We start from the raw sequence: 19580 nt of genomic DNA, 5'->3' as shown, positions 1-19580 counted from the left end.
CCGAACCAATCTGGGCATCGCTCTTTGGACGGGATGACCCGGCTTTGATCTAATCGGCAAAAGGAATCTGGGAGCAATGCAGCATGAGTTCGATGACGATGGGACCGACTGTACGGCCAGCCACCGATCCGTCCGAGCGCAGTGCGCTGCTGCTCTGGATGATCTTCACGGGGCTGTCGATCTTCGCCGTCATCCTGCTGTGGCGTTATGGCCTGATCCATCTGATGCTGGTCTCGGACCGCACCTACATTTCGAGCCTGATCGGCGTGCTTTACATCGTCACCTGTGCGCACTGCTTCTGGCGGACGCGGGCGATCGCGCGCGAGGGTGTCGCGGCGAGACGCTGCCGCGCGGTGCTGTCGACCGCCGACGGCGGCAAGGCGCTCGATGCGCCAGCCGCAAAACTGCCTGATGGATTGGTGCGTGACCACATCGAGAGCCTCGCGACCAAAGCCGCGGCACAGGACTACCGGCCGGTCGACCAGACGCTGCTGTTGCGCACGCTCGCCGACCGGCTGCGCGGCTCCAACGGGTTCGGCGCCTTCGTCTCGGACACGCTGATGAAGCTCGGCCTGCTCGGCACCATCATCGGCTTCATCATCATGCTGGCGCCGATCGCGGGACTCGATGCCGCCGACAAGGTGGCGATGCGCTCCTCGATGGGGCTGATGAGCGACGGCATGGCGGTCGCCATGTACACGACGCTTGCGGGCCTGGTCGGCTCGATCCTGGTCCGCATCCAGTATTACATGCTCGATGCCGCGACCCAGCGGGTGTTCTCCGACGCCGTGATGCTGACCGAGACCTATGTGACGCCGGCGCTGGAGCGTCGGGGCGGTACGCGGTCATGATGGACGATTACGGCCTCTATCCGCGCGAGGAGCAGTTCGATCCGCTGGGCGTCATGCTGTTCAAGGCGCTGCAGGTGATCGCGTTCCTGTTCTTCCTGGCGCTGCTCGCGGTCTCGCCCGATTCCAAGGAGGGCAAGATCGACTCCAAGGCCGAGTTCATCATCACCATGGACTGGCCGGACAATCATCCCGACGATCTCGACCTGTTCGTGCAGGATCCCGCCGGCAACATCGCCTGGTACCGGCATCGCGAGGCCGGTTTCCTGACGCTCGACCGTGACGATCGCGGCGGCGCCAACGATTTCATCGTCGTCAACGGCAAGAAGATCGCCTCGCCCATCCGCGAGGAGATCGTCACTGTGCGCGGCATCCTTGCCGGTGAGTACACGGTCAACATCTCGCACTTCGTGGCGACGACCGGTCAGCCGGTCGAGGCCAATGTGAAGGTGCAGAAGCTCAATCCGACGGCGCAGGTGATCTTCGACAACAAGCTGAAGCTCGACCACACCGGCGACGAGAAGACGGCGGTGCGGTTCCGCCTCGACAGCGAGGGCAAGGTGATCAATGTCGACCAGCGGCCGAAATCGCTGCTCGAGACGTTCCGCAGCAGCTGGCGCAATGGCGGCGATCTCGATGCCAAGACCGGGGTGAGGGTGCGCCGTGACTAATCTGCAATGGGTCATCGTCACGCTGTCGGTCGCCTATGCCGTGATCGGCGCGCTGCTGCTGCTGGTACTGGTCTATGCGCGGCTGCACTGGTCGTGGAAGGCGCTCGCCGTGATCGTCACCAGCGCGTTCTACATCATCAGCTTCGGCGGCATGCGCGGGCTGCTCGGCTGGGCCACGCCGGACAGACTGCCGGCCTCGTTCAAGCTGTTGCATTCGCGGATCGTCGAGCCGCATTCGCTGGAGGGCGAGCCCGGCGCGATCTATCTGTGGGTCGAGGAGCTCGACGCCGACAATCGCCCGAGCGCGATCCCGCGCGCCTTCCGCGTGCCCTATAGCGACGCGCTGGCCGAGAAGACCCACACCGCCGAGAACGAGATCAAGGCCGGCCATCCCCAGGGCGGCCGCGCCGCCGATTTCGGCGGCGGCGACGGCACCATCATGGACCTGGTCCGGGAATACATCACGCCCAAGACCGTGCTGGAGACCACCGGCGGCGATTCCACGACGGGCGTGTTCCTGGCGCCGCCAGCCGGCGCGCAAGGCGCCGTCTTCACGCCCCTGCCGCCGCCGCGCATGCCGCCCAAGGACGAGCAGCAATAGGCCGCATGACAAGTGAGTCCGCTGGCTCGCTTCGCCTCTCCCGCTTGCGGGGGAGGCCGACGCGCTTGAAGAGCGCGGCGGGTGGGGGTCTCTCCACAATGGGAAACCCAACGCGGAGGCACCCCCACCCCAACCCTCCCCCGCAAGCGGGAGAGGGAGCCGAGTGCCGATGCGGCTACGAGTGAGCGCCATCGCCGCAAAGCGCCGGCTGGAAAACCGCCGCGCACTGACGCATCCTGTTGACCTCCCTCAAATCAGCCTGATCTGTGGCAGATAGGATCGAGGGAGGGAGCGAGCGCGTGCGACTGGCGATCTTTGCGGACATCCACGGCAACCGGCAGGCCTTTACCGCCTGCCTCGAGGCCGCGCGCGCGCGTGGCGCCGAACGGCTGGTCTGTCTCGGCGACGTCGTCGGCTATGGTGGAGATCCCGAATGGTGCGTCGATACGATGCGCGAGCTGGTCGCGCAGGCCGCGCTCGCCGTGCGCGGCAATCATGACGATGCGATCGGCAATCCCAGCGACAACATGAATGCCGACGCGCAGGCGGCGATCGACTGGACGCGCGCGCGGCTGAGCGAGGTACAGCGCAAGTTTCTCGCTGACCTGCCGATGACGCGCGAGGAGGACAACCGCCTCTATGTGCATGCGGAGGCCTCGGCGCCGTCGAGGTGGCACTATGTGCGTGGCGCGTCGGATGCCGGCCGCAGCATGATGGCAACCGACCAGCACATCACCTTTTGCGGCCACATCCATCGCCCGGCACTGTATTCGATGTCGACGACGGCAAAGATGACGAGCTTTGTCCCGACCACGGGCGTGCCGGTGCAACTCCTGACTGGCCGGCGCTGGCTTGCGGTGCTCGGCTCGGTCGGCCAGCCCCGGGACGGCGATCCGGCGGCATCTTTTGCGATGTTCGATACGGGTAGCCGCGAGATCACCTACTGCCGCGCGCCCTACGACGTCGAGACCGCGGCGGCGCGGATCCGCAGCGCCGGCCTGCCGAACTGGCTCGCCGACCGCCTGTTCCTCGGCAGGTGACGCCGTGCCGCAGCCGATGCAAACGGGTGTCGAGATCGACGGCTTCACCATTGGCGAGCTCGTGCATCGCGGCGGCATGGCGACGCTGTGGACCGTGACCCATCCCGGCATCGGCGTGCCGACGCTGATGAAGGTGCCGCTCACGTCCGAGGGCGAGGATCCGGCCGCGATCGTCTCCTTCGAGATGGAGCAGATGATCGTGCCGCGGCTGTCGGGGCCGCATGTGCCGGCCTGTTTCGGCACCGGCGATTTCGAGCGCCAGGCCTATGTGGTGATGGAGCGCATCCCCGGCGTGACGCTCTACAAGCGGCTCGGCGATCTGCCGATACCGTATGAGGAGGCGAGGGGGATCGCGGGCCGCATCGCGTCGGCGCTGGCGAGCCTGCATCGGCAGAACGTGATCCATCACGACATCAAGCCGAGCAGCGTCATGTTCCGCGAGCGCGGCGAGGCCGTGCTGATCGACTACGGCCTGTCGCATCACAACCATCTGCCCGATCTTCTGCAGGAAGAATTTCGGCTGCCCTACGGCACCGCGCCCTACATGGCACCGGAGCGGCTGCTCGGCGTGCGCGACGATCCGCGCAGCGATCTGTTCTCGCTCGGCGTGATGCTGTACTTCTTCACCACCGGCGTGCGGCCGTTCGGCGAGACCGAGACCTTGCGCGGCATGCGCCGCCGGCTCTGGCGCGATCCTTATCCGCCGCGCAAGCTGCGCGCCGACTATCCGCCGGGGCTGCAGGAGATCGTGTTGCGCTGTCTCGAGATCGAGCCGGCCGCGCGCTATCCGACGGCGGCCCAACTTGCCTTCGATCTCGCCCATCCCGACCAGGTCAAGCTGACCGCGCGGTCCGAGCGGATCGATCGCGATTCCCTCGGCACGGTCTGGCGGCGACGCTTCAATCGCGGCGCGATTAAGCCGCAGCCGAAGTCCGACGTCGCCGCGCAACTGGCCTCGAGCCCGATCGTCGCGGTGGCGCTGGATCTGTCCGAAGGCGGCGATGCGCTGCATGACGCGATCCGCGTCACAACGGAGCGCGTGCTCTCGACCTCGCCCTCGGCGCGGCTCGCCTGTCTCAACGTGCTGAAGCTGAACCTCGTCAGCATCGACCGCACGCTGGACGAGCAGGGCCGCAACAAGCACGTCGACCGCCTGGTCGCGCTCAAACACTGGGCGCGGCCGTTCGGCCTGGAGGAGGGGCGGCTAACCACGCATGTGCTGGAGGCGATCGATCCGGCCGCCGCGATCCTGGAGTTCGCCGCGGTCAATCATGTCGATCACATCATTATGGGCGCGCGGCAGAACTCGACCGTACGCTCGCTGCTCGGCGGCGTCTCGGCCAAGGTCGCCTCGGAAGCGCCGTGCACGGTGACGGTGGTGCGGCCGTCGCGGCTGGTGGCGCAGGCGGATGAGGATGGCGAGGAGCCGCGGGACGCGGCGGGCTAGATCAGCGCCCGTTCGGTGGATGGAGCTGGTCGTCCAGCTCGATGCCATCAAATCCGGTTCCGTCATCGTGCGACGTCACAGCGGATTTGCGGTCGTATTTGTTGAAGAAGAACTCGATGTCCGGATGCGGACGCTTCGGGATATGGCACCTGCGCTTCGGCTGCCGCTTCACGATCACGGCGGGCACGTGCTTAGCCCTTGCGCGGCAGCTCGATGATCTTGGCCGACGACGTCAGGTCCGGAAGCGCGATGTAGACGTAGCGGGCGGCCAGCGCCGCGTTCAAACCAAGCCAGAACGCAACGCCAGTCCAAACCAGGGTCATCGTCATGGTGCACTCCCAAAGAATCAGTGCACCCCTCTTGCAGTGATTTGCAGGACTCCGTGAAGTCCGGTCGAATACGGAGTCGGACGAATAATTGCTGCGGCAACGCAACATCGCCGCGACGGACAGCGCGTCCGTCGCGACGGGGTCGCTAACGATGAGACGAAAGTCTAGATCGCTTCCCCGCGGGCCTGCGCGGCGGCGTTGCGGATCGCGCCGATGTTGGTCTTATAGGCCTCGAGCGTGCCGCCCTTGAACACCGCGGAGCCGGCGACCAGCGCGTTAGCGCCGGCGGCGGCCAGCTCGCCGGCGACATCGGGGCCGACGCCGCCGTCGACCTCGATGTCGATCGGACGGCCCGCGGTCATCGCCCGGATGTCGCGGATCTTGCCGAGCGCCGAGCGGATGAAGGCCTGGCCGCCGAAGCCGGGATTGACCGACATCACCAGCACGAGGTCGACCAGGTCGAGCACATATTCGATCGCGCTCGCCGGCGTGCCCGGATTGATCGAGACACCGGCCTTCTTGCCGAGCGCGCGGATCGCCTGCAGCGAACGATGCAGATGCGGACCGGCCTCGGCATGAACCGTGATGTGATCGCAGCCGGCCTTGGCGAAGGCTTCGAGATAGGGATCGCAGGGCGATATCATCAGATGGGCGTCGAAGATCTTCCTGGTATGCGGCCGCATCGCCTTGATGACGTCGGGGCCGTAGGAGATGTTCGGCACGAAATGCCCGTCCATCACGTCGAGATGGATCCAGTCGGCGCCGGCTTGGTCGACGGCGCGGACCTCTTCGCCGAGCTTGGAGAAGTCGGACGCCAGGATCGACGGCGCGATGACGAGGGGACGCGGAGTGAAGGCTTGAGTCATGTGCTCTTCCGAGACTTACGAGGGCGCACCGGGTCATTCCGCCTAACACGCAGCAGTGTGGTGAGCAATCAACGGCAAAGCGTTGTGGGCGGAAAAATCTGCCGCCGACGGCAGTTTCTGCCCGGTGCAGGGAACTCCGCCGATTGCGAAAAGGCCCGATTTCATTGGGTTTTTCACCATGGCACAGCGCTTGCTCGACTTTGGCCAAGAGTAGAGCGCGCACCGTGCACGGTGCTGTCGGAGTTTGGTCATGTTGTTTGCCCTTGGCGCTGCGTCGTCCGCCATCGATCTCTTGAAGTCGTTGACCTCGACGAACTCGTCCTCGTCGACCCAATCGAATACCCAAAGCAGCGGCCTGTTCGACGCCCTGCCGGGCGCCGCGAGCTCGACCGGCAGCAGCACCAGCGTCGGATCGGGCGGCAGCGGCTGCGCGCAGATCTCGCCGGAGACCATGAGCGCGCTGCTCGCGGCGCAAAGCCAGTCCTCGAGCGGGTCGAGCAGCACGACCGCGACGAGCCCGCAGGATGCGCTGAAGGACCTGTTCTCGCAGATCGACGCCAATGGCGACGGCAGCATCACCAAGTCCGAATTCGAGAACGCGCTCGGCGCCGGCGGCACCAACACCGCGCAGGCCGACGACGTCTTCTCCAAGCTCGACAAGAATGGCGACGGCTCGGTCAGTCTCGACGAGATGTCGCAAGGGCTGAAGGGCTCGCATGGCGGCCACGGCCATCATCATCACATGGCGAGCAACTCCACTGACGGCTCCAACTCGGATGGATCGAGCTCCGATCCGCTGATGCAGGCGCTCGACGGCGCAACCTCCACCTCGACGACCAACAGCGACGGCTCGACCACGACCACGATGACCTACGCCGACGGCTCCAAGGTCACGATGACGACCCCGGCCGCGCAGTCGGCCTCCAGCAACGCGACCTCGTCCTACAATTTCATCGAGCAGCTGATCCAGCGCCAGGCCCAGGCGGTGTCCGCGCAGGCTGCGTCCTCGGTGTCGGTGAGCGCGTAGGTCTAATGGGGTAAGAGGGCCTCTGCAGGCATCGGCTCTCGCGGATTTGGCAAACCGCTGTTGTCACAAACAGTGCTATCGCGCCGACATGGCCCAAGCGACGAAAGCCTTGATCGACGACATCTTCGGATGACTGGCCCGATGGACGATGTAGAAACGGCAACCCGGCATCGTCACGTCGGTGAGCCTCACGAGGGCCCCCGTCGCCAGCTCGGGAGCCACCAGCACGTCGCTGCAGATCGCGATCCCTTGGCCTGATATCGCAGCCTCGATGGCGTGAAGTTCTTCACGAAAATTCAAGCTGACGAGGCCGGAAAGATCCGGAACGTGCTTGTGATGTTTGCGCGCGGCGGCCTCCCATTGTTGCCAGGTTGGTGCTTCCGCATCATTCGAACGCCAGCCGGCCTCGATCAGCGGAAATCGCGCCAGCTCGGCCGGACTGAACGGCCTCTTCCGCTTTCCGACCAGCTTGGGCGCGGCGACGACGTGGAACCTGTCGCGTGTCAGCTCGAATGAAAGCCCATCGGTCGGAATGCTTCGGACATACCGGATCGAAATGTCGGCTTCGCCGTTCTTCAGGCTCAGGACTTCATCGCTGGCCACAATTTCAAGCTTCAACCGCGCATGTGCCTTTCGCCATTGCGGTAGTCGTGGCACCAGCCACCGCGCCGCGAAGGCGTTTGTTGTCGTAATGCGCAAGCGCCCCGTCGCGCCTCCGGCTCGAACGACGTTGATTGCTTCCGCAAAGGAGGTGAAGCCATCCCGCACGACGGGGAAGAGCTGCTCGCCGGCCCAGGTCAACGTGATCGGACGCGGCTGTCGCCGAAACAGGGGCTGTCCGCAATAGGCTTCCAGCAACTTGATTTGATGGCTCACTGCGGTTGGCGTCACCCCAAGTTCGGTCGCGGCCAGCTTGAAGCTCCGGCAACGCGCCGCCGCTTCGAATGCACGCAATTCCACCAGGGGAGGGAGTTTACGCATGCCCGGAAGTCTAGATGAATTTCATTCATCTGTACCGAAAATATTCGATATTGCGTCCGCTGCCGGCATGCGTCGACATTGCCATCATCGCCCATTGCAAGTGGACAGGCGGCCAAATGTTAGCTGTCACGCCCTCGCGTACGACGGAATACCTTCGCGCCATCGAATTGCTTGCACCTCTCGTCGAGCAGCACCGCGCTTTCTTCGATCGCGACCGAAAGCTTCCTGATGTTGTATTTCGCGCGCTGGCCGAGGCCGGGCTGTTCCGCCTGTGGCTGCCGTCGGCGATCGGCGGTCCGGAATTGTCGCCCATCGAATTCATGGAAGTCGTTGAAGCGGCATCGGCTCTTGACGGCTCGATCGGATGGATCGTGGCAAATGGCGGTGGCATGAGCCGCGTTGCAGGATATTTGCCGGAGTCCATTGCGCGCGAGTGGTTTGCCGATCCCTATGCGTTCATCGTCAGCGCCACCGGTGCAGTCGGAACGGCCGAACCTGTTGCGGGCGGTTATCGCGTTCGCGGAAGATGGCCATTTGGCAGCGGAGCGAGGCATGCCACCCGCTTCATGGGGCTCGCCGCGGTGAAAGACGACGGTGACAACGTCAAGCCGCCGATCTGCTGCTACTTTTCGCGCGAAAGCGTTACGGTTCACGACACCTGGCACGTCTCCGGGCTTCGCGGTACCGGCAGTTGCGACTTCGAGGTGACGGACGCTTTCGTGCCGGCACAGCACACCCACGATCTCATCGCCCCGGCGCCAAGCCAGGCGGGTGTGATCTACCGGATACCGGGGCTGACGATATTTCCCTGGTCGATCACGGGCACCACCCTGGGCATCGCAAGCGGCGCGATGGCCGCGTTCGTGACATCAGCGACCCAGCAAAAGGTCCGGATGGGGATGACGGTCCGGCTGCAAGATCGCGAGGCGGTTCAGTCCGCAGTTGGCCGGGCCGAAGCGATTGTCGGCGCCGCCCGGGCCTTCCTCAAGGAAGCGATCACCGAGCTGATTGCTGCACTTGATGACGACCACGCTCGCCTGATGCGAGCCCGCGCTCGGCTGCGGATCGCCTGCGCCTATGCTGCGGAAGGATCCTCAAATATGGTGCAAATGCTGACAACCGAAGCTGGTGCCGGCGCCATCTTCGAGAGCAACCCCCTGGAGCGTGCAGGACGCGACATCAACGCCGCAGTCAAGCATGTCGCGATGAGCCCCCTCAACTACGTTGTTGCGGGCCGTTTAGGTCTCGGCATGGATCCGGGCACCACGCGATTTTAGCGACATTCGATGGAGTGGCGGCGTACGACTGGTTCTAACCGAACCGATCCTTCCAGCTCGGTAGCGCGCCGGGGAAGGGCAGCGCGGTCGCCTCAAACACACCACGTGCAATCGCGCGCGCCACCACGTTGGCCGCGACCGTGCCGAGCTGCGTCAGGCCGAACACGGGATCGATCGGCTTCACGCCGGTGGCCGCGGCAAACACCACGTCGCCGTCGGTCGGCGCGTGCACCGGATAGATCGCGCGTGCCATGCCGGTCTGCGCGATCATCGCGAGCCGCCGCGCCTGCGGTTTTGTCACTTTGGCATCGGTGACCACGGCGACCAGCGTGGTGTTTTCGACGGCACTCACCTCAGGCCCGCCTTTCACGCGCATCCTGAGCATGTCCGGCGTGAACGACGGCGGCAGGCCGCGCCCGCCGAACTCGCCGTTCACCTCGAACGGCGCCGCCCAGAACCACGGGCCGTCGCCGACCGTGACGCTGCCGACCGCGTTGACCACGGCGATTGCGGCGACCATGACGCCGTCCTCGGTCGTGGCCGAGGCCGAGCCGAGGCCGCCCTTCACGGTCGCGGTGGTCGCGCCCATGCCGGCGCCGACGCTGCCGAGGCCGAAATCGCCGCCTGCCGCGGCATCGGCTGCGGCGTAGGCCAGATCGCGATAGGGCGGAAAGCGCCCCCATGCCTTGTTGCCGCCGTTGAGCAGGTCGAAGCAGATCGCACCGGGCACCAGCGGGATCACGGCGCCGCGGAGCTTGAGGCCGCGGCCGCGCTCGGCGAGCCAGGCCTGGACGCCGCCGGCGGCATCGAGCCCGAGCGCCGAGCCGCCGGACAGCGTGATGGCATCGATCGCCTCGTTGGCGCTGTGCAGGTCGAGCAGCGTGTTCTCGCGGGTGCCGGGCCCGCCGCCGCGGACGTCGATCGCGGCCACCGCCGGCTGATCGAAAACGATCGCGGTGACACCTGAGGCAACGACGGGGTCGTCAGCGTGGCCGACATTGACGCCGGGGATATCGGTGAGGAGGTTTTTCACGAGCTGCGCCTGCGTTTATCGGTCAAATCCGATATAGCAGCCGCGCGGGGCGTATCAACCGTCAAGCGCGGTGCGCAGCATCCGCGCCAGCTCCGACTTGCGGTACGGTTTTGCCAGCAGCAACACGCCGGTATCGAGCCGTCCGTGATGGACGATGGCGTTCTCGGTGTAGCCTGAGGTGAACAGCGTCTTCAGCTCGGGCCGCCGCTTCAGCGCTTCGTCGACCAATTGCCGGCCGTTCATCGCGCCGGGCATGATGACGTCGGTGAACAGCAGGTCGACCGAAGGCGTCGCATCCAGCACGTGCAGGGCTTCCGCGGCGTTGGCCGCCTCCAGCGTCCGGTAGCCGAGGCTTTCGACCTGGGTGAGGACGTATTTGCGCACCATCGCGTCGTCCTCGACGACCAGCACCGTCTCGTCGCCGCCGGCCATCGTGGCGACGGCCTGCGCCTCCACCGCGGTCTCGCCGAGCCCGGTCGCGCGCGGCAGGTAGATCTTGACCGAGGTGCCGTGGCCTTCCTCGCTGTAGATCTTGATGTGGCCGCCCGACTGCTTGACGAAGCCGAACACCATGCTCAAGCCCAGGCCGGTGCCCTTGCCGACCTCCTTGGTGGTGAAAAAGGGATCGAACACCTTTTCCAGCAGATGGGCGGGAATGCCGGTGCCGCTGTCGCTCACGGCGACCATGACGTAATGGCCGACCGTGACCTCGCTGTTCATGTCGGCATAGGCTTCGTCGAGATAGACGTTGCGCGTCTCCAGCGTCAGCTTGCCGCCGTCGGGCATGGCGTCACGTGCGTTGATCGCGAGGTTGAGCACCGCCGTGGTCAACTGGTTCGGATCCGCCATCGCGCTCCAGGCGTCTTCGGCCAGCAGCGGCGTGATCTCGATGTGCTCGCCGAGCGTCGGATGCAGCAATTTTGCGGCTTCCAGCACCAGGCGGTTGACGTCGACCTCGGCCGGCTGCAGCGGCTGCTTGCGGGCGAAGGCGAGCAGATGCTTGGTCAGATTGGCGCCGCGTTCGGCGGCCTCGTCGATCAGGCGCGCCACCGCGACGAGGTCGGCCCGGTCGGCGACGGCTTCCTCCAGGATGCCGATCGTGCCGGTGATCACGGTGAGGATGTTGTTGAAGTCGTGCGCGACGCCGCCGGTGAGCTGGCCGACCGCATCCATCTTCTGGGCGTGGCGAAGCTGCGCCTCCGCGGCATATTTCTCGGTCAGGTCGCGGCCGATGAAGAAGTGGCGCCGCACCGGCTCCGACCAGGTGCCGGTCCAGTTCAGCGCCACGTCCTTGCCGTCCTTTGAGACGTAGCGCGTCTCGAAATTGCGCTTGCTCATGCCGCGGCGGGCCGCGCGCATCTCGTTGCGGGTGTTTTCGAGATCGTCGGGATGGATGAACTCGACCGCCGAATGCCCGACCATCTCCGCGGGATCGTAGCCGATGATCATCTTCGAGCTCGGGCTGACCTGGACGAAATTGCCCTGGGTGTCCGTCACCAGGATCAAATCGTTCGAGCTGTCGAAGATGCGCTGCCGTTCCTCGATCTCGCGGTCGAGCGCGGTCTGTGCGCGCTTGGTGTCGGTGACGTCGCGCGCGATCTTGGAGGCGCCGACGATCTGTCCGTTGGCGGCGCGGATCGGGGAGATGCTGAGCGCGACGTCGACCGCGCGTCCGCTCTGGTGGACCCGCACGGTCTCGTAATGTTCGATCTTCTCGCCGATGCCGACACGCGCGAGGATCTCGTCGACCTCCTCGCGCCGTTCCGGCGGCACGATGATATCGATGCGGCGGCCGACGGCCTCGACCGTGGAATAGCCGAACAGGTTTTCCGCGGCGCGATTCCAGCCGGTGATGGTGCCGTCGAGGGCCTTGGTGATGATGGCGTCGTTGGAGGATTCCACCACCGCGCTGAACAGCCGCTCGCGCTCGGCATGATAGTCGCGCTCGCTCTCGGCCTGCCGGCGGGCGACGCCGAGCAGCCGCGCCATCTCGGCCTGCAGCGCGACATTGTCGATCAGCAGCACCGCCAGCACGAAGCTCGCGGCGCACAGGCCGTAGATGCGGCCGAGATAGAAGCCGAGATCGTAGCGCGCCACGTTGAGCATCGCCGACATCGCGATGTCGAACAGCCAGGCGCACAGCACCACCATCAGCCAGACGTCGATCACCGAATGCGGCTTGCGGACGAACAGCACCGCCAGCGTGGCCAGGCAGAGGCACCAGATCGTCGACACCACCACGATCATCGTCGCGGTGTAGTGGCCGCCGCGGAGCAGGATCGGCAGCAGGTCGTGATGCGCGGTGACGAGCCAGGCCAGGATGGCCATCGCGCCGATCACGGCAAGGATGCTGCCGACCGCCGCGCGCCAGGTCGAGCCGCGGATCCTGGCGCCGCCGTCCTTGCCCTTCGACAGGGCGTAGCCGAGTGCCAGCAGCGGGAATACGCCGTGCCAGATCATGTAGAGCCAGACCGTGGTCTGCGGGCCGGCGCCGAGCAACCCCTGCGGCGCAAACAGCCCGGGGAAGGTGAGGGCGTGCGTCACCGCAGCGGCGGCCGTGAACAGATAGCCGCTCGCCAGCATCAACAGCGCGCGCGAGCGCAGGATGGCAAACTGCGAGAGCAGCAGGACGGCGGTGATGATGTCGCTGATCGCGAGCGCCGCCTGATAGCTGGCGACGAAGGCCGGCACCTGCAGCAGCGGCGTCCCGGCAAAGGGAAGCGCGACCGCAAACAGCACGGCCGAGATCGCAACGACGGTCAGCGCGGCGGTCTTTTCGCCGCGCGAGGCCGGCAGCGTCGATAGGAAGATGCTACGGTCGCTTCCCGCCGGCACTCAAGGTCTCCTGAAAAGGGGCATCGCGATGCGCCAAGGAAGAACTCGAAATCAACGCTGGGAACGCGCAGCAACCGAAATCCAGGCAACAACCAAGATTGGTGGGAACGCCGGTCGGCTCGAGCATCATCTGGTGGGAAAACCGCTGCAAACTGTCCCGCATCATGCTCTATCGTCGATGGCGTTGTACATACGCCTTGCGACCTGGCGCGGACGCGATACGGCGCGCGATCGAAAGAGACTCAACGCCAGGTTACTTATTACCTTTTCATTCGAAGGGCCAGCCTGTTCGGCATCGAAGTAACCGCCCCTTTACCGACAATTCGGATAATGCCGGACTTTACCAGCTGATTTGGGATTATCCCCAGGCTGAGGAAATTACGGGAGCATTGCATGGCCCGCATTCTGGTGGTCGACGATCAGGCCGACGTTCGCGCGATGATGGCCATCGTGTTGCGGGTCCAGCGCTTCGAGATTGTGGAGGCGGCCGACGCACAGGAGGCGCTGCAGGCCTTCGATGCCTCCGCTTTCGACCTCGCGATCGTCGACATCTTCCTTGAGAACAAGAGCGGCGTCGACGTCATCATGGCGCTGCGCGAGCGGGTTCCCGATCTTCCGATCGTCGCCATTTCCGGCATGACCGCGCTGGATTTCCTGCCGGGCTCGCCCGAGCTTGCCAATGTGGTCTGCCTGCAGAAGCCGTTCCGGCCGGGCGATTTGACGCGTGCGATCGAGACCGCCCGCGGCGCGGCGCATGCGGCCAGGCAACGCGCAGTCGGCTAACGCCCCACGCCAAAAAAACGCCCCGGTGAACCGGGGCGTTTGATCTCTTGGACGACTGATATCAGGGCTCCTTGATCAGGACCCCTTGGGGTTGATCTCGGCGTAGTTGCCCTTGTCGTCCCACTTGTAGACGACGTAGTCGATCACCTTGATGTCGCCCTTGGCGTCGAAGCCCATCTTGCCGAGCACGGTGTCCCACTCGCCGGCCTTGATGGTCTCCATCACCTTCTTGGCGTCGGTGGTCTTGGCCTTGGCGGCGGCCTGGGTCCAGACCTGGATCGCGGCGTAGGTGTAGAGGGTGTAGCCTTCGGGGTCGATGTTCTTGGCCTTGAACTTCTCGACGATCGCCTTCGCGGTCGGCTTGTTGCGCGGGTCGGGGCCGAAGGTGAACATGGTGCCCGCGGCGGCCGGGCCGGCGATCGAGGCGAACTCCTTGTCGTTCATGGCGTCGCCCGCCATCAGCACGGCCTGCATGCCCTGGTCGCGCATCTGGCGCAGGATCAGGCCGGCTTCCTGGTGGTAGCCGCCGACATAGACGAGGTCGATGTTTTCCTTCTTCAGGCGCGAGACGATCGCGTTGAAGTCCTTGTCGCCCTTGTTGTAGGACTCGTTGACCTTCTCGGTGATGCCGAGCTTGTTGAGCGACTTCTTGGTCTCGTCGGCGAGGCCTTTGCCGTACGTGGTCTTGTCGTTCAGGATTGCGATGTTCTTGCCCTTGTAGGCCTTCGCGATGTAGTTGGCGGCGACGATGCCCTGCTGGTCGTCACGGCCGCAGACGCGCGCCACGTTCCAGAGCTTGCGCTCGGTGAACAGCGGGTTGGTCGAGGCGGGCGTGATCTGCAGGACGTTGGAGTCGGCATAGGCCTCCGAGGCCGGGATCGACGACGACGAGCAGAAATGACCGGCGACGAACGGGATCTTGGCGCCCGCGAGCTTCTCGGCCACCGAGCGGGCCTGCTTGGGATCGCAGGCGTCGTCACCGACTTCGAGCTTGAGCTTCTTGCCGCCAACGCCGCCGGCGGCATTGATGTCGGCGATCGCCTGGTCGGCGCCGTTCTTCATCTGCCGGCCGAAAGCGGATTCCGACCCCGTCATCGGGCCGGCCACTGCGATGGTGATGTCCTGCGCGAACGCGCTCGCCGACAATGCGAACGAAGCGCCCAATGCCAGGCCGATGAGTTTTAGTGATTTCATGACAAGTCCTCGTGGTCGTTGCCTCTACGGGAAGCGCCCGGCAGGCCGGGCGCAAGAACCGGCGCCATAATCGGCTGATTTTACGGGGAAGTCACCGGCAATTTTCGGGCAAATCGATCGTCACTTCGCAGCACGTCGCCGCAGGCGTAGCGTTTTCGAGCGAAGCCCGTCCCGGACTTGATCCGGGATGGGGACCGGTTCGCGTCAAGAAAACGCGTCAAAACAAGAAGGCCTTACCGCTTAGCCGTGCCGGCCGCCTTCGAGATAGGCGGCGCGGATTTCCGGGCGCTGCAGCAGCTCTTTGCCGGTTCCGGTCAGCGTGATCAGGCCGTTGACCATGACGTAGCCGCGATGGGCGAGTTTCAGGGCATGGTTGGCATTCTGCTCGACGATCAGCACGGTGAGGCCGTCCTGGCGGTTGAGGGTGCGGATGGCGTCAAAAATCTGTCGCGCGATCAGCGGCGCGAGCCCGAGCGAGGGCTCGTCCAGCATCAGCAGGCGCGGCCGGCTCATCAGCGCGCGGCCGATCGCCAGCATCTGCTGCTCGCCGCCGGACAGCGTGCCGCCGCGCTGCGCGATGCGCTCCTTCAGGCGCGGAAACAGCGTGAAGACGCGCTCCAGGCCGCTGGCGCGCTCGGCCTCGCTGCAGTCGGTGGCGTCCGCCCCCATCTGCAGATTCTCCGCCACGCTCATGCGCGGGAAGATGCGACGGCCCTCCGGCGATTGCGCGATGCGCAGCCGCGCGATGTCGTGGGTGGCAACACCGGTGATGTCCCGGCCGTCGAATTCGATCTGGCCGGCGCGGGCGCGCGGCTTGCCGAAGATCGTCATCATCAAGGTCGACTTGCCGGCGCCGTTGGCCCCGATCAGCGCCACGATCTCGCCGGGGTTGATCTCGATGTCGACGCCCTTCAGCGCCTCGATCTTGCCATAGGCCGCGCGAAGGCCCCGGATCGCGAGCAGGGGTGTTGTGGAGGTGGACGCCGCGCTCACGTGCCGCTCTCCATCACGGCGATGGCCTCTTCCTCGTCGGCGCCGAGATAGGCGGCGATCACCTTGGGATCGTCGCGCACCGCCTGCGGCGTGCCTTCGGCGATCTTGACGCCGTAGTCCATCACGACGACGTGGTCGGAGATCTCCATCACGACCGACATGTCGTGCTCGATCAGCAGGATCGAGGTGCCGTCGCCGCGGATCGCCAGCAGCAGTTCGTTGAGCGCGCCGCTCTCGCGGGCGTTCAGGCCGGCGGCCGGCTCGTCGAGGCAGAGCAGCGCCGGCTCGGTGCACATCGCGCGCGCGATCTCGAGCCGCCGCTGGTCGCCATAGGCGAGATTGCCGGCGGCATCGTCGGCGCGGTCGAGCAGATTGACGCGGGTCAGCCAGTTGCGGGCCAGCTCGATCGCGTGCTGCTCGGCCTGGCGCCAGCTCGGCGCGCCGATCAGGCCGAGGAAGGTCAGGCCCGAGGCGCGCATCAGCGCGTTGTGCTGGGCGACCATCAAATTCTCCAGCAGGGTCATGCCGGGAAACAGGCGGATGTTCTGGAAGGTACGGGCGACCTTGGCCTGCTGGGAGATGCGGAAATCGTTGAGCCGCTCGAGCTGGATCGCGTGACCGTCGTCATGGGTGAGACGGATCGAGCCGCCGCTCGGCCGGTAGAAGCCGGTGATGCAGTTGAAGACCGTGGTCTTGCCGGCGCCGTTCGGCCCGATCAGCGCGGTGATCTGCTTGCGCTGGGCGACGAAGGAGAGGTCGTTGACGGCGACGATGCCGCCGAAGCGCATCATCAGATGATTGACGCTGAGGATCGGCTCGCTCATCCGTGGCCCTCCTTGACGAGGTCGGACGAGATCGCCTGGCTCTTTTCGAGAAACACGGTCGGCGCGCGATGGCCGATCAGGCCGCGCGGCCGCCAGATCATCAGCAGCACCATCGCGATGCCGAACACCAGCATGCGGTACTGGTCGAGCCCGCGGAACAGCTCGAAGCCGCCGATCATCGCGAGTGCGGCCAGCGCCACGCCGAGCTGCGAGCCCATGCCGCCGAGCACGACGATGGCGAGCACCAGCGCCGATTCCTGGAAGGTGAAGGATTCCGGGCTGATGAAGCCCTGCCTTGTGGCGAAGAACGCGCCGGCGAAGCCGCCGAACATCGCCCCCGTCGCAAACGCCGTCAGCTTGGTGGTGGTGGTGTTGATGCCGAGCGCGCGGCAGGCCACCTCGTCCTCGCGCAGCGCTTCCCAGGCGCGGCCGATCGGCAGGCGCCGCAGCCGGATCGTCACCCAGTTGGTGAGCAGCGCCATCGCCAGGATCAAATAGAACAGGAAGACCACGCGGTGGGTCGGCGAGAACTCGATGCCGAGCTTGGCGGCGAGGCCGTCATCGCTGTTGTCCAGGGGAATGCCGAAAAACGTCGGGCGCGGAATGCCGGAGACGCCGTTGGGGCCGCCGGTCAGGCTCTGCCAGTTGATGATGACGAGGCGGATGATCTCGCCGAAGGCGAGCGTGACGATCGCGAGATAATCGCCGCGCAGCCGCAGCACCGGGAAGCCGAGCAGCACGCCCCAGAACGCGGCGAGGATGCCGGCGAGCGGCAGGCAGACCCAGAATGACAATCCGAAATTGGTGGCGAGCAGCGCGTAGGAATAGGCGCCGACCGCGTAGAAGGCGACGTAGCCGAGATCGAGCAGGCCGGCGAGGCCGACCACGACATTCAGTCCCCAGCCGAGCATCACATAGGTCAGCACCAGGATCGCAAGATCGAGGATGTAGCGCTGGTCGTAGAAGATGACGGGGACCAGGAAGGTGAAGATCAGCAGCGCCGGCGCGATCCAGCGTCCGGCCAGCGCCGTCGCCGAGCGCACCACCGGCGGCACGAGCTTCTCCTTGTCGACCGGCCCGAGCCATTGCCGCAGCAGCTCGACGACGATGCTGCCGCCGAACACCGCGGCGACCATGGCGGCGAGGTCGTCGAACCGGGTCCAGTAGATCAGGCCGCCCTGGTTGCCGGCCTCGGTGCGCACGCCGATCATCAGCGAGAACAACACCAGCGCGACGAGGGCGCTGATCAGGGCTTTCTTGAAGATGAAGGCCGCGCCCGAGGGCTGCTGGGCGGCTTGCGAGGTGCGGACGTTGGGGGTGCTCACTTAGCGATCCGTCCGTCAGACTTTTTCGACTTCGGGACGGCCGAGCAGGCCGGTCGGCATGAAGATCAGGACCACGATCAGGATCGAGAACGCGGCGACGTCCTTGTACTCGACCGAGAAATAGGCCGACCAGAATGTCTCGATCAGGCCGATCGCAAGGCCCCCGAGCATCGCGCCCGGCAGCGAGCCGATGCCGCCGAGCACGGCGGCGGTGAAGGCCTTGATGCCGGCGACGAAGCCCATGAAGAAATCGACCAGGCCGTAATAGAGCAGGTACATCATGCCGGCGACGGCGGCCAGCGCAGCCCCGATCACGAAGGTCATGGAGATGGTGCGGTCGACGTCGACGCCGAGCAGCGCGGCCATGGTCTGGTCCTGCTCGCAGGCGCGCATGTCGCGGCCGAGCCGGGTGCGCGAGACGATCCACGTGAACAGCGCGAGCAGCACCAGGGTGGTCAGCACCACGACGATCTGGATGTTGGAGAGCTGCACGGCGAAGCCCTGCGATCCCTCATGCAACGTGTGGCCGCCGGTGATGATCGGCGGCACCGGCTTGACGCGGGCGCCTTGCGAGACCTGCGAGAAATTGGTCAGCACGAAGGACATGCCGATGGCCGACAGCATCGGCGCCAGGCGGAACGAATGCCTCAACGGACGGTAGGCGATCCGCTCGATGGTCCAGCCATAGAGCGCCGTGACCGCCATCGAGACCAGCAGCACGAGCAACAGGATCACGGGGATCGCGGTCAGCCCGAAGGAGACCAGCACCAGGAACGAGATCAGGGCGATGAAGCCGCCGATCATGAAGATGTCGCCATGGGCGAAATTGATCATGCCGACGATGCCGTAGACCATCGTGTAGCCGATGGCGATCAGGCCGTAGATCGAACCGAGCACGAGGCCGTTGATCAGTTGCTGGGCGAAATAATCCATGCGCTGCCGTAACTCGAGAGGAAGACGCGGCGAGGCCCCCGGCAGCCTTTTTCTCCGCGTCGTTGCATTTTCTAACAGTGGAACCCCGGCGGCGGCAACAGCGCCGGCCTTGGTTGATCGGGCTTGTACATAACTAGTTTGGCGGGTGCGGTTCCGATGTCACAGGGCGGTCACGGCATCGCCTTGCAATGATCACGCCGGAACCGGCGTTTCCGCGCAACCCCGCTGCCCGCCGCCGCGTTGTCACTGGCTTCCATGAAACAAGGGAGATTCCCGAATGAGCAGCCAGAAGCCTAGTCCGGGTCAGCAGGACCAGAGCCCGGGTCAGAAGCCGGGCCAGCAGCAGGGCGGCGGGCAAAAGCCCGGCCAGCAGCAGCAGGACCCGAGCCGTCAGGGCCAGACCCCCAATCCCGACATGGATCGCTAGTTCGGAGCGAAGCAATGCACTGAAATCAGGCCCCGCCGGAAGGCGGGGCTTTTTCATGCCCGGCCGAATGGCCGGTTCCCCGGGGGGGCGTTAAGGTTAACAAAGGGTTTAAATTGCCGCTCACTCTTGAGGAGCGTTACGTCCGA

20 protein-coding genes are annotated in these 19580 nt (G+C 65.4%); 9 read left to right on the top strand and 11 right to left on the bottom strand.

Going from position 1 to position 19580, the window contains the following annotated elements; genetic code table 11:
- Positions 1-83 precede the first annotated feature (83 nt).
- The 5 genes from JQ604_RS18060 to JQ604_RS18040 all read left to right on the top strand — a co-directional run bounded on the left by JQ604_RS18060 (position 84) and on the right by JQ604_RS18040 (position 4607).
- Complete coding sequence (locus JQ604_RS18060) at positions 84-851, top strand: MotA/TolQ/ExbB proton channel family protein (RefSeq protein ID WP_212359015.1); 768 nt, start codon at positions 84-86, stop codon at positions 849-851.
- Positions 848-1519, top strand: coding sequence for a hypothetical protein (locus tag JQ604_RS18055; protein WP_212359013.1), 672 nt, complete (start codon positions 848-850; stop codon positions 1517-1519). The genes JQ604_RS18060 and JQ604_RS18055 overlap by 4 nt, the downstream gene beginning before the upstream one ends.
- Positions 1512-2120 (top strand): hypothetical protein, encoded by a 609-nt coding sequence (locus tag JQ604_RS18050; RefSeq protein WP_212359011.1) that lies wholly within the window; start codon positions 1512-1514, stop codon positions 2118-2120. The genes JQ604_RS18055 and JQ604_RS18050 overlap by 8 nt, the downstream gene beginning before the upstream one ends.
- Positions 2121-2419: 299 nt before the next feature.
- The gene (locus tag JQ604_RS18045) at positions 2420-3160 is read left to right on the top strand and encodes a metallophosphoesterase family protein (RefSeq protein WP_212359009.1); all 741 of its coding nucleotides are present in this window, start codon (positions 2420-2422) and stop codon (positions 3158-3160) included.
- 16 nt (positions 3161-3176) lie between these two features.
- On the top strand, positions 3177-4607 hold the full coding sequence (locus JQ604_RS18040; protein WP_249158341.1) for a serine/threonine protein kinase: 1431 nt from the start codon (positions 3177-3179) through the stop codon (positions 4605-4607).
- A 1-nt stretch (position 4608) separates the two neighbouring features.
- On the opposite strand, the gene JQ604_RS18035 is transcribed toward JQ604_RS18040, so the two are convergent.
- The 3 genes from JQ604_RS18035 to rpe form a co-directional block, all read right to left on the bottom strand.
- The gene (locus tag JQ604_RS18035) at positions 4609-4794 is read right to left on the bottom strand and encodes a hypothetical protein (RefSeq protein ID WP_212359005.1); all 186 of its coding nucleotides are present in this window, start codon (positions 4792-4794) and stop codon (positions 4609-4611) included.
- A gap of 4 nt (positions 4795-4798) precedes the next feature.
- On the bottom strand, positions 4799-4936 hold the full coding sequence (locus tag JQ604_RS18030) for a hypothetical protein (RefSeq protein WP_212359003.1): 138 nt from the start codon (positions 4934-4936) through the stop codon (positions 4799-4801).
- 164 nt (positions 4937-5100) lie between these two features.
- On the bottom strand, positions 5101-5802 hold the full coding sequence (rpe, locus tag JQ604_RS18025; protein ID WP_212359001.1) for a ribulose-phosphate 3-epimerase: 702 nt from the start codon (positions 5800-5802) through the stop codon (positions 5101-5103).
- Between the two features lie 250 nt (positions 5803-6052).
- Here rpe and JQ604_RS18020 point away from each other — a divergent pair, with 250 nt between their 5' ends.
- Positions 6053-6829: an EF-hand domain-containing protein gene (locus JQ604_RS18020; RefSeq protein ID WP_212358999.1), complete on the top strand. Its 777-nt coding sequence runs from the start codon at positions 6053-6055 to the stop codon at positions 6827-6829.
- A 75-nt stretch (positions 6830-6904) separates the two neighbouring features.
- Here JQ604_RS18020 and JQ604_RS18015 read toward each other — a convergent pair whose 3' ends face one another.
- The gene (locus JQ604_RS18015; protein WP_212358998.1) at positions 6905-7810 is read right to left on the bottom strand and encodes a LysR substrate-binding domain-containing protein; all 906 of its coding nucleotides are present in this window, start codon (positions 7808-7810) and stop codon (positions 6905-6907) included.
- 14 nt (positions 7811-7824) lie between these two features.
- Here JQ604_RS18015 and JQ604_RS18010 point away from each other — a divergent pair, with 14 nt between their 5' ends.
- A complete protein-coding gene (locus tag JQ604_RS18010; protein ID WP_212358996.1) occupies positions 7825-9087 on the top strand; it encodes an acyl-CoA dehydrogenase family protein in 1263 nt (420 codons plus the stop codon).
- Positions 9088-9121: 34 nt separating this feature from the next.
- Here JQ604_RS18010 and JQ604_RS18005 read toward each other — a convergent pair whose 3' ends face one another.
- Both JQ604_RS18005 and JQ604_RS18000 read right to left on the bottom strand, forming a co-directional pair.
- Positions 9122-10120, bottom strand: coding sequence for a P1 family peptidase (locus JQ604_RS18005; protein ID WP_212358994.1), 999 nt, complete (start codon positions 10118-10120; stop codon positions 9122-9124).
- A gap of 54 nt (positions 10121-10174) precedes the next feature.
- A complete protein-coding gene (locus JQ604_RS18000) occupies positions 10175-12955 on the bottom strand; it encodes a PAS domain S-box protein (protein ID WP_212358992.1) in 2781 nt (926 codons plus the stop codon).
- Positions 12956-13348: 393 nt separating this feature from the next.
- Here JQ604_RS18000 and JQ604_RS17995 point away from each other — a divergent pair, with 393 nt between their 5' ends.
- The gene (locus JQ604_RS17995; RefSeq protein WP_212358990.1) at positions 13349-13738 is read left to right on the top strand and encodes a response regulator; all 390 of its coding nucleotides are present in this window, start codon (positions 13349-13351) and stop codon (positions 13736-13738) included.
- Between the two features lie 75 nt (positions 13739-13813).
- Here JQ604_RS17995 and JQ604_RS17990 read toward each other — a convergent pair whose 3' ends face one another.
- From JQ604_RS17990 to JQ604_RS17970, 5 genes are all read right to left on the bottom strand, one after another.
- A complete protein-coding gene (locus tag JQ604_RS17990) occupies positions 13814-14932 on the bottom strand; it encodes a branched-chain amino acid ABC transporter substrate-binding protein (RefSeq protein ID WP_212358988.1) in 1119 nt (372 codons plus the stop codon).
- A gap of 240 nt (positions 14933-15172) precedes the next feature.
- Complete coding sequence (locus JQ604_RS17985; RefSeq protein WP_212358986.1) at positions 15173-15925, bottom strand: ABC transporter ATP-binding protein; 753 nt, start codon at positions 15923-15925, stop codon at positions 15173-15175.
- Positions 15922-16749 carry an ABC transporter ATP-binding protein gene (locus JQ604_RS17980; protein WP_212358984.1) on the bottom strand — a complete coding sequence of 276 codons (828 nt, stop codon included), beginning with the start codon at positions 16747-16749 and terminating at the stop codon, positions 15922-15924. The genes JQ604_RS17985 and JQ604_RS17980 overlap by 4 nt, the downstream gene beginning before the upstream one ends.
- The gene (gene livM / locus JQ604_RS17975; RefSeq protein ID WP_212358982.1) at positions 16746-18074 is read right to left on the bottom strand and encodes a high-affinity branched-chain amino acid ABC transporter permease LivM; all 1329 of its coding nucleotides are present in this window, start codon (positions 18072-18074) and stop codon (positions 16746-16748) included. Before livM ends, JQ604_RS17980 begins: the two co-directional genes overlap by 4 nt.
- A gap of 15 nt (positions 18075-18089) precedes the next feature.
- On the bottom strand, positions 18090-19007 hold the full coding sequence (locus JQ604_RS17970) for an ABC transporter permease subunit (RefSeq protein ID WP_212358980.1): 918 nt from the start codon (positions 19005-19007) through the stop codon (positions 18090-18092).
- A gap of 277 nt (positions 19008-19284) precedes the next feature.
- Between JQ604_RS17970 and JQ604_RS17965 the strand changes: the two genes are divergently transcribed.
- Positions 19285-19434, top strand: a complete 150-nt coding sequence (locus tag JQ604_RS17965) for a hypothetical protein (RefSeq protein WP_212358978.1) — start codon at positions 19285-19287, stop codon at positions 19432-19434.
- The last annotated feature ends 146 nt before the right edge of the window (positions 19435-19580 follow it).

Source organism: Bradyrhizobium jicamae, assembly GCF_018130695.1.
Classification (GTDB): domain Bacteria; phylum Pseudomonadota; class Alphaproteobacteria; order Rhizobiales; family Xanthobacteraceae; genus Bradyrhizobium; species Bradyrhizobium jicamae_B.
Note: the sequence above shows the minus strand (reverse complement) of the source record. Positions and strands in the feature narration are given on the sequence as shown.